The organism is Streptomyces sp. NPDC002790, assembly GCF_040295505.1.
Classification (GTDB): domain Bacteria; phylum Actinomycetota; class Actinomycetes; order Streptomycetales; family Streptomycetaceae; genus Streptomyces.
The window spans coordinates 1-12,105 of the sequence record NZ_JBEOVM010000153.1 but is presented as its reverse complement, the minus strand read 5'-3'; the positions used below and the strand labels follow the sequence as shown (position 1 = coordinate 12,105).

16 protein-coding genes and 1 riboswitch are annotated in these 12,105 nt (G+C 70.1%); of the genes, 10 read left to right on the top strand and 6 right to left on the bottom strand.

Translation table 11 applies throughout. The features are described from left to right. Positions 1-217: 217 nt before the first annotated feature. Positions 218-1,666 carry a glycine hydroxymethyltransferase gene (locus ABT004_RS33900; protein WP_351344799.1) on the bottom strand — a complete coding sequence of 483 codons (1,449 nt, stop codon included), beginning with the start codon at positions 1,664-1,666 and terminating at the stop codon, positions 218-220. 28 nt (positions 1,667-1,694) lie between these two features. Further along, positions 1,695-1,781: riboswitch (ZMP/ZTP riboswitch) on the bottom strand. A gap of 128 nt (positions 1,782-1,909) precedes the next feature. Here ABT004_RS33900 and rocD point away from each other — a divergent pair. Next, positions 1,910-3,139 carry an ornithine--oxo-acid transaminase gene (rocD, locus tag ABT004_RS33895; protein ID WP_451189818.1) on the top strand — a complete coding sequence of 410 codons (1,230 nt, stop codon included), beginning with the start codon at positions 1,910-1,912 and terminating at the stop codon, positions 3,137-3,139. Between the two features lie 7 nt (positions 3,140-3,146). On the opposite strand, the gene ABT004_RS33890 is transcribed toward rocD, so the two are convergent. Genes ABT004_RS33890 through pdxR form a run of 3 tightly spaced genes read right to left on the bottom strand, consistent with a single transcriptional unit; the run spans position 3,147 to position 6,177 of the window. After that, the gene (locus ABT004_RS33890; RefSeq protein WP_351344793.1) at positions 3,147-4,340 is read right to left on the bottom strand and encodes a glutathionylspermidine synthase family protein; all 1,194 of its coding nucleotides are present in this window, start codon (positions 4,338-4,340) and stop codon (positions 3,147-3,149) included. Between the two features lie 23 nt (positions 4,341-4,363). Then, the gene (locus tag ABT004_RS33885) at positions 4,364-4,699 is read right to left on the bottom strand and encodes a hypothetical protein (protein ID WP_351344790.1); all 336 of its coding nucleotides are present in this window, start codon (positions 4,697-4,699) and stop codon (positions 4,364-4,366) included. 56 nt (positions 4,700-4,755) lie between these two features. Continuing rightward, positions 4,756-6,177, bottom strand: coding sequence for a MocR-like pyridoxine biosynthesis transcription factor PdxR (gene pdxR, locus ABT004_RS33880; protein WP_351344787.1), 1,422 nt, complete (start codon positions 6,175-6,177; stop codon positions 4,756-4,758). 46 nt (positions 6,178-6,223) lie between these two features. Between pdxR and ABT004_RS33875 the strand changes: the two genes are divergently transcribed. From ABT004_RS33875 to ABT004_RS33865, 3 genes are read left to right on the top strand one after another with little or no spacing between them, the layout of a single operon-like run. Beyond that, the gene (locus ABT004_RS33875) at positions 6,224-6,739 is read left to right on the top strand and encodes a carboxymuconolactone decarboxylase family protein (RefSeq protein ID WP_351344784.1); all 516 of its coding nucleotides are present in this window, start codon (positions 6,224-6,226) and stop codon (positions 6,737-6,739) included. Further along, positions 6,736-7,185 carry a carboxymuconolactone decarboxylase family protein gene (locus tag ABT004_RS33870; protein WP_351344781.1) on the top strand — a complete coding sequence of 150 codons (450 nt, stop codon included), beginning with the start codon at positions 6,736-6,738 and terminating at the stop codon, positions 7,183-7,185. The genes ABT004_RS33875 and ABT004_RS33870 overlap by 4 nt, the downstream gene beginning before the upstream one ends. After that, a complete protein-coding gene (locus tag ABT004_RS33865; RefSeq protein ID WP_351344778.1) occupies positions 7,179-7,907 on the top strand; it encodes an isocitrate lyase/PEP mutase family protein in 729 nt (242 codons plus the stop codon). Before ABT004_RS33870 ends, ABT004_RS33865 begins: the two co-directional genes overlap by 7 nt. Positions 7,908-7,963: 56 nt before the next feature. Here the strand turns inward: ABT004_RS33865 and ABT004_RS33860 are convergent, their stop codons facing one another. Both ABT004_RS33860 and ABT004_RS33855 read right to left on the bottom strand, forming a co-directional pair. Beyond that, positions 7,964-8,431 (bottom strand): winged helix DNA-binding protein, encoded by a 468-nt coding sequence (locus tag ABT004_RS33860; RefSeq protein ID WP_351344775.1) that lies wholly within the window; start codon positions 8,429-8,431, stop codon positions 7,964-7,966. A gap of 236 nt (positions 8,432-8,667) precedes the next feature. After that, positions 8,668-9,105: an ATP-binding protein gene (locus ABT004_RS33855; protein ID WP_351344772.1), complete on the bottom strand. Its 438-nt coding sequence runs from the start codon at positions 9,103-9,105 to the stop codon at positions 8,668-8,670. A 98-nt stretch (positions 9,106-9,203) separates the two neighbouring features. Between ABT004_RS33855 and ABT004_RS33850 the strand changes: the two genes are divergently transcribed. The 6 genes from ABT004_RS33850 to ABT004_RS33825 all read left to right on the top strand — a co-directional run bounded on the left by ABT004_RS33850 (position 9,204) and on the right by ABT004_RS33825 (position 12,021). Continuing rightward, entirely contained in the window at positions 9,204-10,007 is an 804-nt protein-coding gene (locus ABT004_RS33850) for a helix-turn-helix domain-containing protein (protein WP_351344769.1), read from the top strand. Next, positions 10,004-10,249 carry a DUF397 domain-containing protein gene (locus tag ABT004_RS33845; protein WP_351344766.1) on the top strand — a complete coding sequence of 82 codons (246 nt, stop codon included), beginning with the start codon at positions 10,004-10,006 and terminating at the stop codon, positions 10,247-10,249. Before ABT004_RS33850 ends, ABT004_RS33845 begins: the two co-directional genes overlap by 4 nt. Before the next feature lie 219 nt (positions 10,250-10,468). Then, positions 10,469-11,260, top strand: coding sequence for a hypothetical protein (locus tag ABT004_RS33840; protein WP_351344763.1), 792 nt, complete (start codon positions 10,469-10,471; stop codon positions 11,258-11,260). Positions 11,261-11,316: 56 nt separating this feature from the next. After that, positions 11,317-11,517 carry a hypothetical protein gene (locus ABT004_RS33835; protein WP_351344760.1) on the top strand — a complete coding sequence of 67 codons (201 nt, stop codon included), beginning with the start codon at positions 11,317-11,319 and terminating at the stop codon, positions 11,515-11,517. Then, on the top strand, positions 11,514-11,831 hold the full coding sequence (locus tag ABT004_RS33830; protein ID WP_351344757.1) for a type II toxin-antitoxin system PemK/MazF family toxin: 318 nt from the start codon (positions 11,514-11,516) through the stop codon (positions 11,829-11,831). Before ABT004_RS33835 ends, ABT004_RS33830 begins: the two co-directional genes overlap by 4 nt. A gap of 40 nt (positions 11,832-11,871) precedes the next feature. After that, the gene (locus ABT004_RS33825) at positions 11,872-12,021 is read left to right on the top strand and encodes a hypothetical protein (protein ID WP_351344755.1); all 150 of its coding nucleotides are present in this window, start codon (positions 11,872-11,874) and stop codon (positions 12,019-12,021) included. Positions 12,022-12,105 lie beyond the last annotated feature (84 nt).

The following is a 12,105-nucleotide window of genomic DNA, read 5'->3' as shown; positions in this document are numbered from 1 at the left end:
GCAGGGCCCAGGGCAGAGCCCCGACCCTTCCACCCCCGCCGGCACTCGAGGCGCAGGGCCCAGGGCAGAGCCCCGACCCTTCCACCCCCGCCGGCACTCGAGGCGCAGGGCCCAGGGCAGAGCCCCGACCCTTCCACCCCCGCCGGCGATTGAGGCGCGGGGTCCGGGGCGGAGCCCCGTGGCGTGAGGGCGGGGCCGCCCCACGCCCCGGAGGGGCTCAGCCCAGGTCGATCTGGCCGTACAGCGGGAAGCCGGACAGGAGGTCCGTGGCCCGGTGTGCGACCTCGTCCGCGGCCTTCGGGTCGAGGACGTGACTCGCCTTCGACACCGCCCCGGACTTCGTGGTCCCCGGCTCGGAGGCCGTCAGCACCCGGTCCATGAGCGCCGCGATCTCATCCATCTCACCGGTACCGAGACCCCGCGTGGTCAACGCCGGCGTCCCGATCCGAATCCCGGACGTGTACCAGGCCCCGTTCGGGTCCGCCGGAATCGCATTGCGGTTGGTCACGATGCCGGAGTCGAGCAGCGCGGACTCGGCCTGCCGCCCCGTGAGGCCATAGGAGGACGCCACGTCGATGAGGTTGAGGTGGTTGTCCGTGCCGCCGGTGACGAGCGTCGCGCCCCGCCGCATCAGGCCCTCCGCCAGCGCCCGCGCGTTGTCCACGATGCGCTGCGCATAGTCCTGGAACGCCGGCTGCCGCGCCTCCGCAAGGGCAACCGCCTTCGCCGCCATGACGTGCGGCAACGGCCCGCCGAGCACCATCGGGCAGCCCCGGTCGACCTGGTCCTTCAGCGAGTCGTCGCACAGCACCATGCCGCCGCGCGGCCCCCGCAGGGACTTGTGCGTGGTCGTCGTGACGATCTGCGCGTGCGGCACCGGGTCGAAGTCGCCAGTGAGCACCTTGCCGGCGACGAGCCCCGCGAAGTGCGCCATGTCGACCATGAGCGTGGCGCCCACCTCGTCCGCGATCTCCCGCATGATCCGGAAGTTCACGAGCCGCGGGTACGCGGAGTACCCGGCGACGATGATCATCGGCTTGAACTCGCGGGCCTGCGCGCGCAGCGCCTCGTAGTCGACGAGCCCGGTCACGGGATCCGTCCCGTACGACCGCTGGTCGAACATCTTGCCGCTGATGTTCGGCCGGAACCCGTGCGTGAGGTGGCCGCCCGCGTCCAGCGACATCCCCAGCATCCGCTGGTTGCCGAAGGCCTGCCGCAGCTCGGCCCAGTCCGCCTCGCTGAGGTCGTTGATCTGCCGGACCCCGGTCTTCGCGAGGAACGGCGCCTCGACGCGGTCGGCAAGCACGGCCCAGAAGGCCACGAGGTTCGCGTCGATCCCGGAGTGCGGCTGCACATACGCATGCCGCGCCCCGAACAGCTCCCGCGCATGCTCGGCGGCGAGCGACTCGACGGTGTCGACGTTGCGGCAGCCGGCGTAGAAGCGGCGGCCGACGGTGCCCTCGGCGTACTTGTCGCTGAACCAGTTGCCCATGGTCAGCAGCGTCGCCGGGGACGCGTAGTTCTCCGAGGCGATCAGCTTGAGCATCTCGCGCTGGTCGGTGAGTTCCTGGCCGATGGCGTCGGCTACGCGCGGCTCCACGGCGCGCACGACGTCGAGGGCGGCGCGATAGGCGGTGGATTCGGGGGACAGCGGGGATTCGGTCATGGGGCAGCCTCCGGACACGGTCGGTTCACGGGTCGGCCCAGGCGCACGGCACTCACTGCTCGGGCCGCTCCCTGATGGTCGATCCCATCCCAGCGCGCCAGTCACGGCCCTGGCCTCACAGTACCCGGCGCGGCGCGCGGCGAGGTTTCCGCGTCCGCATCGCGAGCGACGATAGGAAGGGGCCACAAGCCCGTCCCACACCTCGTGCCATGAGCCGCGACGAACGGAGATCCCGTGACTTCTGTGACTCCACCCACCACCCCCGCAGGACTCGCCACGCAGGACTTCATCACCGCCTCCGAGGAGCACGGCGCGCACAACTACCACCCGCTCCCCGTGGTCGTCGCCACCGCCGAGGGCGCGTGGATGACGGACGTCGAGGGGCGGCGCTACCTCGACATGCTCGCCGGGTACTCGGCGCTCAACTTCGGGCACGGCAACCGCCGGCTCATCGACGCGGCGAAGGCCCAGCTGGAGCGGGTGACGCTGACGTCCCGCGCCTTCCACCACGACCGGTACGCCGAGTTCTGTACGCGCCTCGCCGAGCTGTGCGGAATGGAGATGGTACTGCCGATGAACACGGGCGCGGAGGCCGTCGAGACCGCCGTGAAGACCGCCCGGAAGTGGGGCTACCGGGTCAAGGGCGTGCCGGACGGGCAGGCCAGGATCGTGGTCGCGAGCGACAACTTCCACGGCCGGACGACGACCATCGTCAGCTTCTCCACCGACCAGGAGGCCCGCGCCGACTTCGGTCCGTACACGCCGGGCTTCGACATCGTCCCGTACGGGGACCTGGACGCGCTGCGCGCCGCGGTCACGGACGACACGGTGGCGGTGCTGCTCGAACCGATCCAGGGCGAGGCGGGCGTGCTCGTCCCGCCGCCCGGATACCTGGCAGGCGTACGGGAGTTGACCCGTGACCGGAACGTCCTCTTCATCGCCGACGAGATCCAGTCCGGCCTCGGCCGTACGGGGCGTACGTTCGCGTGCGAGCACGAGGGCGTGGTGCCGGACGTGTACGTGCTGGGCAAGGCGCTCGGCGGCGGCGTCGTGCCGGTGTCGGCGGTGGTGTCGAGCAAGGACGTGCTCGGGGTGTTCCGGCCCGGCGAGCACGGGTCGACGTTCGGCGGGAACCCGCTTGCCTGCGCCGTCGCCTTGGAGGTGATCGCGATGCTGCGTACCGGGGAGTTCCAGGAGCGGGCGGCGGAGCTGGGCGAGCATCTGCACGCCGAGCTGGGCCTGTTGACCGGGACGGGGAAGGTCACCGGGGTGCGCGGGCGCGGCCTGTGGGCGGGCGTCGACATCGACCCGTCGTACGGGACGGGCCGGGAGATCTCGGAGAAGCTGATGGACCGCGGGGTCCTGGTGAAGGACACCCACGGTTCCACCATCCGGATCGCCCCGCCGCTGGTGATCGGCAAGGACGATCTGGACTGGGGCCTCGATCAGCTGCGCGCCGTCCTCGGCGCGTAACTGTCGCTCACAGGATGACGTGGGGCAGGAAGCGGGCGTACTCGTCCGTGACAAGACCCGCCGATTCCCGGATGCCCAGGCCCGCCGCCTCGTCCTCGACGACCCACGCGCCGAGGACGACGCGGTTCCCGTCGAAGTCGGGCAGCGCCGCCAACTGCTGATAGCAGCACGGCTCTTCCGACGGCGACGGGATGGTCCCCGGCTCGTGGATCGTGACGCCCGCGCCCTCGCGGCCGAGCAGCGGCTTCGACACGTAGCCGGGGCCGGTCGGATCGGTCGCGAGTTCGCGCGGTCCGTCGAGGTAGGCGGGGAGCAGGTTCGGGTGGCCCGGGTACAGCTCCCACAACACCGCGAGCAGCGCCTTGTTGCTGAGCAGCATCTTCCAGGCGGGCTCGATCCACATCGTCGTACCCGTGCCGCCGCCGTTGTCGAGGCCGCCCAGGACGTGCGGGGCGAACGCGTCGGAGGTCAGCCATTCCCACGGATACAGCTTGAAGCAGCTGCGGATGTACCGGAGTTGGTTGTCGACGAAGCGCTCGGAGATGCTGTCCCAGCCGATCTCCTCCATGGAGATCCAGTCGGTGTCCAGGCCCGCCTGTTCGGCGGTCTCCTTCAGATAGCCGACGGTCATCAGGTCCTCGCCGAGTTCGTCGGCCGAGGAGTGCGCGAAGTAGAGCGGGCTGCCGGGCGGGAGCAGGGCGGCCTGCTTCTTCCAGGCGTCGACGAGCCGTTCGTGGAGCGAGTTCCACTGGTCGGCGCCGGGGAACCGCTCCTCCATCCAGAACCACTGAGGGCTGGCGGCCTCCACCAGGGAGGTGGGGGTGTCGGCGTTGTACTCGAGGAGTTTCGCGGGCCCTGTGCCGTCGTAGCGCAGGTCGAACCGGCCGTAGACGGACGGGAGTTCGGCGCGTCGCTCCCAGGCGTCGGCGACCGCGGCGGCGACGCCCGGGTCGGTGATCCCGAGGTCGGCGAAGCGGTCGTTGCGGACGATGTGCTCGGCCGCGGCGAGGCACATCCGGTGCAGTTCCTCGACGACCTCTTCGAGCGCCTCGACCTCGGGGAGGGAGAACTCGTAGTAGGCGCTCTCGTCCCAGTAGGGGCGCAGCGAGTCGTCGGGGTAGCGGGTGAGCGGGTAGATGAGCCCCTGCTCTTCGACGGTCTGCTGCCAGCGGGGGCGTGGCGTGATGGTGTGACGCTTCATCGGAATGTGTAACGCTTCCGGGGTCAGCCGCCGGAGCTTCCGCCCTTGCCGCCGCTGCCGAAGCCGCCGCGTGTGACACCACCGCCGGACGACTTGGTGAAGGAGCCGCCGCCGACGCGCGCGCCCTTCTTGGAGCCGCCGTAGTACCAACTGCCGTTCACCGACGACTTGGTGGACGAGGACTTGCAGTACTTGTCGGAGACGACCTTGTAGCCCTTGGACGCGTTGTAGCTGCCGCGGTCGATGCAGCGCTTGTCGACGTCGGACGAGCAGGCTGTGAGCGCGGCGGCCAGCAGGCCCACGCCGCCGAGCGCGACGGTGCCGGAGCGCAGCCGTCGTTGGGTGGTGTTGTCCGTCATGAAGTTTTCCCCCGTTGCAACCTGTTGCTATGCGTGTACGTACGTCGGGCGCCTGCCTAGGGCAGGACCCGGCACAGGGTATCCAACGCGCCGGGCCACGCGTGATCGGACGGGGTGCCGTAGCCGACGACCAGGGCATCCATGGGGGCCTCCGGCTCCGGTGCGTCCTTGTGGCGGAATTCGGCCAGGCCCGTGATGCCGAGGCGCTGCCAGGCGGCGGCCTGCACGACGGATCGTTCGGTGCCGGGCGGGAGTTGGAGCACGGCGTGCAGTCCGGCCGCGATGCCGGTGGCGCGCACGGTGGGCGCCCGTTCGGCGAGGGCGGCGACGAGTTGGTCGCGGCGGCGCCGGTAGCGGAGGCGCCCGGCGCGCACATGACGGTCGTACGCCCCCGATTCGATGAACTCGGCGAGGGTGAGCTGGTCGAGGACGCCGCAGGACCAGTCGGTGTGCCCCTTGGCCGCGACGACCTCGTCGACGAGCGGCGCAGGCAGCACCATCCAGCCGAGCCGCAGTCCGGGGGCGAGGGACTTGCTGACGGTGCCGAGGTGGACGACGCGGTCCGGGTCGAGGCCCTGGAGGGCGCCGACGGGCTGGCGGTCGTAGCGGAACTCGCCGTCGTAGTCGTCCTCCAGGATCAGCCCGCCGGTGCGGCGCGCCCAGTCGACGGCGGCGGCACGGCGGCGCGCGTGCAGGGCGACGCCGAGGGGGAACTGGTGGGCGGGGGTGAGCAGGACGGCTCCCTCACCACTCAACTCACCGATATCCGCGCCCAGTTCATCGAACGGCAACGGCCGGGTCCGCAGTCCGGGCCGGGTCAGATAGCTCCAATGGAGATCGAGCCCGTACGACTCGACGGCGACGTCGCGCACACCGCGCCGGTGCAGCACCTCGCCGAGCAGGATCATGCCCTGCACGAACCCGGCGCAGACGACGATCCGCTCCGGCGAGGCCTGCACGCCGCGGGCGCGGGCGAGATAGCCGGCGAGGGCGCCGCGCAGTTCGGGGCGGCCGCGCGGGTCGCCGTAGCCGAGGGCCTCGTTCGGGGCGGCGGTCAGGGCGCGGCGGGCGGCCTTCAGCCACTCGGTGCGGGGGAAGGAGGCGAGGTCGGGGCGGCCGGGCATGAGGTCGTAGCGGTGCCCGCGGAAGGGGACGCGGTTGGTGACGGGGGCCGGCGTCGGCGCCCGCCCCGGCCGCTCGGCCACCCGGGTGCCGGAGCCCTGCCGTGCGGTGAGCCAGCCCTCGGCGACGAGGTCGGCGTAGGCGTCGGCGACCGTGTTGCGGGCGAGGCCGAGGTCGGCGGCGAGGGTACGGGTGGCGGGCAGCCGGGTGCCGGGGGCGAGCCGCCCGCCACGGACGGCGTCACGGAGCGCGTCGGTGAGCCCGCGGCGTACGCCCCCGGAGGGGCTGGGTTCGAGATGCAGGTCAACGCCGCCGAGCGCCCGCCCGGAGACCGAATTGGCCCAAGATTCTTCCACGTAAATGGACCATACTCCTGGGCTACTTCCTTCGTAGGCTCGAAGCATGACGAACACGACGAACGCGAACACGAACGCGAACCCGGAATACGCCCACGAGCACACCCCCCGCCTCGACTGGGCCCGCCAGGCCCCCGAGGTCTTCAAGGCGATGATCAAGCTGGACGCGGCGGCCCGCGCGGGCCTCGACCCCAAGGTCGCCGAGCTGGTCAAGGTGCGCGCCTCGCAGATCAACCGCTGCGCGCTCTGCCTCGACATGCACACCAAGGACGCCCTCGCGGCGGGCGAGAGCGTTGAGCGGATCATCCAGCTCAGCGCGTGGGAGGAGTCGAAGCACTTCTACACGGAGAAGGAGATCGCGGCCCTGGAGCTCACGGAGGCGATCACGGTCCTCACCGACGGTTTCGTGCCGGACGAGGTGTACGAGCGGGCGGCGAAGGTCTACGAGGAGCAGGAACTGGCCCAGCTGATCGCGGCGATCACGGTCATCAACGCCTGGAACCGGTTCGGCGTCTCGACCCGCCAGTCGCCGGGCCACTACACGCCTGGCGACCACAAGTGACGGTTCGTACACGGCAGTTGGACGCCGGGGTCCGCTCGGCGATGCAGACACTGAGCGCCGCCGCCAAGAAGGGCCTCGACGACCCGCCCCTCACCGAACTGGTGTCGATCCGGGCGTCGCAGCTGAACCAGTGCGCGTTCTGCCTGGACATGCACGTGGACATCGCGCTGGAGAAGAACGGCGAGAGCCCCAAGCGCATCGCGCTCCTTAACGCATGGCGCGAGGCGGGCACCATCTTCGATGACCGGGAAAGGGCTGCACTCGCCCTCACCGACGCGATTACGCTCCTGACGGACGGCTACGTCCCGGACGAGGCGTACGAGAGGGCATCGAAGCACTTCACGGAACAGGAACTCGCGCACCTCATCGCCTCGATCGTGGTCATCAACAACTGGAACCGGCTGATGGTGAGCCGGCGTATCGAGCCTGGAGGCACCGCATGGTGAGTCCGCGTCCTGTCGATACCCTCCGCGCCCTGCACCACGACCGCTCCCCCGGCGACCCGCTCGTCCTCCCCGGCCCGTGGGACGCGGCGAGCGCCCGCGTCTTCGAGGAGGCCGGCTTCCCGGCGCTCGCGACCCCGAGCGCGGGAGTGGCAGCCTCCCTCGGCTACGAGGACGGGGCCACGCCCTCGGACGAGATGTTCGCGGCGGTCCGCCGGATCGTGCGCGCGGTGTCGGTGCCGGTGTCGGCGGACATCGAGGGCGGGTACGGCCTCGCGCCGAAGGAACTGGTGGAACGCCTCCTGGAAACCGGCGCGGTCGGCTGCAACCTGGAGGACTCGGGCCCCGACGGTGGGCTCAAGGACCCGCAGCAGCAGGCGGATTGGCTGTCGGAGGTCCACTCGCTGGCGGGCGACCGCATCGTCCTCAACGCCCGCATCGACACGTTCATCCGCGGCGCCGCGGACCCGATCGCCGAGGCGATCGACCGCGCCCGCCTCTACGTCGCCGCGGGCGCCGACTGCGTCTACCCGATCGGCGCCCCACCGGAGGCCGTCCCGGCCCTGCGCTCCGGCATCGCGGGCCCGATCAACGTGGGCGCCCCGCCCGGCGGCCCCTCACTCCGCGAATGGGGCGAACTGGGCGCGACCCGCATCACGTTCGGCCCGGGGTTGCAGCGGAGGGCGATGGCGGCGGTGCGGGAGATCGCGGAGGGCTTGCGCTGAGCGCGTTGTACGACATACCGGGTCCCGGCCTTGAGCGACGGCCGGGACCGGCCCTGTCAGGCGGCCGTCCCGCCCGCGTTGCGGATCAGCCGCTGGAGCACCTTCACCGTGGTGACGTAGTCCGCCTCGTCGATGCCCTCGTGGAGGACGGCTCCGATCGCGGGCGCGATACTGGCCATGTCGACACGGGCCTGTTCTCCCTCTGCGGTGAGCCACAGCCGGTTCTCCGCGTCCCGGGTCAGCCAGCCGCGCTCCAGGAGCACTTCGGCCTCCGCCGCCAGATCGTCCTCGGGCCGGATGTAGGAGGTCATGGCCTGACGCAGCTCAGTCAGGATCATCCCCTCTCCGTCGGGCGAGATGTCGTTCTTGGACAGGTTGCGCAGCAGCCAGAACTGGGGCTGGGTGTAGCCCTTTTCGGCCTGCCGGGCCCGGATGTACGCGATGAGCGCCTCGTAGGCGACACCGGTCCAGTACGCGGCGGGCTGGCCGGCGAGTTCGGCGTCGGAGAGCTGCTGGGTGGTCATGGAATACCCCCTCCTGGTGCTTCAGCGTGGAGACCGCACACCGTGCAGGTCACGTGAAGAACGTAGGACCTCAAGCGCGGTTGAGGGCAAGCGAGTGAGCCGGCGCACGAACTTGACGACGCGACAGCTCGCACCGCCCACGCTCCCCTGGCGGACGCGGGCCAACCAGATCCCGTCTGTGACGTCTAACGACGGCTCCGCCGTCGTCCTACGTCACAGTCTGCGAGGACCAGCCGCTACTCGGGGAGCGTGAGGGCCAGTTCGAACCAGACCGCCTTACCCACGCCCGCCTCCCGCCGCTCCGCGCCCCAATCGTCCGCCAGCGCCGATACCAGGGTCAGACCCCTGCCCGATTCCGCTTCCAGGGATGCCGTGCGTGGCGCGGGGAGGGTGGGGCTTGCGTCCGTGACCTGGAGCCGGAGGCGAGCCGGGTTCTCGGAGAGGATCGCGCGGGCCCAGATCTCGCGGCCGGGCGGATTGCTTGCGTGGCGGTACGCGTTCGTCATCAGTTCGCTCAGGAGGAGTTCCGCCGTCTCCGTCGTCTCGGACGGCAGACCCCAGGACCGGGCCTGTTCGCGGAAGAGGTGGCGGGCACGGCCGACGCTGCGGGCGCTGCGCGGGAAGCGCCACTCGATGTCCTGGGGGATTGCCGTGGGGCGGGGAGTTGCTTGCATGGGCTCACGCTCGCGGCCCGCACGTAACCTCGGGAGTAACCACTTGGGTACAGCGGGTAGTTGTACCCACCGTGGCCCCGGTGGAGGAGTGCGTACAGATGTCGAGCGAGTCGAACGCGTGGCGGTACTGCGGCAGCCAGATCAAGATGTGGCGCGCCGAGGCGGGCATCGACCGCGAGGTTCTCGCCAAGGAGGCCGGATACGGCTGCGAGTACGTCAAGTCGATGGAGAACGGGCGCCGTAAGCCGACGCTGAGGCTGCTCCAGATCGCCGATCAACTGTGCGGCGCGGGTGGGAAGATCGTCGCCGCGCAGGAGTACCTGAAGCCGGAGCCCCATCCGCAGCGCTCCCAGGAGTTCATGGCATTGGAGCGCGATGCCATCGCCATCAGTTCGTACGAGCCGCTGCTCGTGCCGGGGCTGCTCCAGGCTCCCGAGTACGCGAAGGCGCTGATCGGCGCCAGTTCGCCGCCGCTCGACGACGAGACCGTCGAGGAACGTGTCGCCGGGCGCCTCAAGCGGCAGGAGGCGCTGACCATGCGTACGGGCGTGATGTTCAGCTTCGTCGTGTTCGAGGCGGCACTACGGACGGAGGTGGGCGGGCGTGAGGTGATGGCGGCGCAGCTCCAACGCCTGCTTGGGGCGGGCGAGTTGCGTAACGTGATGGTTCAGGTGCTGCCGTTCGGGCGGGCGTATGGCGTCGCGCTCAACGGTGCCATCGCACTTCTGGAGACGGCCGACCATGAGCACTATGCGTATATGGAGGGGCAGAAGACCAGCACCCTGTACGCCGATGCGGACAGGGTCAGTGAGCTCACACGCACCCATGACATGATCCGCATGCACGCTCTCAGCCCCGAGGATTCGGCCGAGTTCATCAGAAAGGTGGCGCAGGAAACGTGAACGCCAACCTGACGTGGTTCAAGTCCAGTTACAGCGACGACCAGGGCGGCAACTGCCTCGAAGTCGCCCTGGAATGGCGGAAGTCCAGTTACAGCGACAGCGAAGGCGGCAACTGCCTCGAAGTCGCCACTCGGCCCGACCGCATCCACGTCCGTGACTCGAAGCTCGGGCCGCAAGGGCCCACCTTCACCGCCGCCGCGCCCGCCTGGAACGCCTTCCTGGCGGGCGCTCGTACCGCCTGAGCTTCGAGCTGCGAAACCCGAGACGCGCTTATAAGGAACGGGTGGACGGGTCTCAACCCACCCCCCACCCTTCCCGCCACGGCCGACGCACGTGACTTTCCGCGATCGGGTTGCGACGCAACGTGTGCACCCCATAACGTTCGCCGCAACAAACGACCCCGGTCGGGTGCTACCAACACCCGCCGGGGTCTGACCGACTCGATCGAACGGACCGATCTCGTGGCTAGCGAAAACTCTATCTCCGCCCTGCCCTCTCCCGCGCACCCCATGGCCAACCCGGGCTACGGAAAACGCGGAACCTCCGACCAGGGCCCCCTCCGGCGCGATTCCTTCGCCCATCTCCCCCTCCGCGCCCGCTACCTCGCCGGGTTCATCGACGCGCTCCCCGAGCACTCCGCCATGGACGTCAAAACGCTCGCGAAGGCCCAGCCCCTGTACGGCCAGGCAGCCGTCGGCTCCGCACTCAACGAACTGTCCGCCGCCGGACACCTGCGCCGCGTACGCCGCCTCTCCGACACCGGAACCGAAAGCGGCACCACCCGCTGGGTGTTCCACACCTACTGGTCCCGCACCGCACGCAGCGACGAATGGTGGGCACGATTCCTCGGCGGCGACGGGGACGTACCGGAGCCACAGACCGCCGAACCGCAACCGCCCACCCGCTCCGACGCCTACCACCGACTCGCCCAACTCGGCCTCAAAGACCCCCGGTTGACCCTCTCCGCAGCCGACTGCGCCGCCCTCGAATCCGCCGCCACCGAATGGCTGGCCCGCGAACCCGACCCACAACTCTTCACGCACGCCATGACCGGCGGCCTGCCCAACGCCGTCCACTCGCCCCGCGCCTTCGTCTCCCGCCGCCTCCGCGACAAGCTCCCACCGCACCGCATCCGGATCACCCCCACCGCTCCCCAGTCCACACACCGGGCGCTCATGGAGTGCACGGACTGCGGCCGACCGGGTCGGCCGGAGGCCTTGCCGGGCGGGCTGTGCCGGGGGTGCCGACTGTGACCGGCGACGTTCTACACCTGTTGCACAGATGTAGAACGGATCGGTACTCTTGGAGTATGGCGAGCACCATAGGGTTCAGGCCCACCGCAGAAGACGAGCGCATCATCAAGGCCGCCATGCACGAGGGCGACAGCACCAGCGACGTGATCCGGCGCGGCCTGCGTCTGCTTGAGCGCGAGGTGTGGCTGGCCGAGGCGCGCGCGGCAGCGGAGCGGCTGGCGGACGAGGATCTCTCGGCGGAACCGGACGCCTGGTGATCCGGGGCGCCGTCTATCGCGTGGATCTGGGCGACGCCAAGCGGGGGCACGAGCTACGGGGGCGCAGATTCGGGCTCGTACTGAGCCCGTCGTCCCTGCCGTGGAGCGTCGCCACGGTCATCCCCACGTCCACCAGCGCGCAGCCTTCGATCTTCCGTCCGGAACTGGAGATCGGCGGCACCCTGACGCGACTCCTGGTGGACCAGATACGTACGGTCGACACCCAGTTCCTGTACGGGGACCCCGTGCACTACCTGGACCGTGACGAGATGGCCGAAGTCGAGCACGCGGTCAGCCGTTACCTGGGGCTGTGACCGGAAAACACACCAGTGCACGGAGTGCGGAGGCGCCCACATGGCATTCAAGGAGGTCCTGGATGAGCGTGACCAACGTCGACGTGCCGCCTACGACCGGCTCGCCGAGCGTGGTGCGCGTGGCGGGCTCGATCGTCTGAGCGGTGACCGGGAAGCACGCAAGGCGGCACGGCGGCGCACCACGGCCTGACGGTTCTGCACCGCGACATGCCTCCTACAGCGAGGTGTCAGCCCAGATCGGGTGCGTGCATCGCACGGACCCCCTCGATGTTGC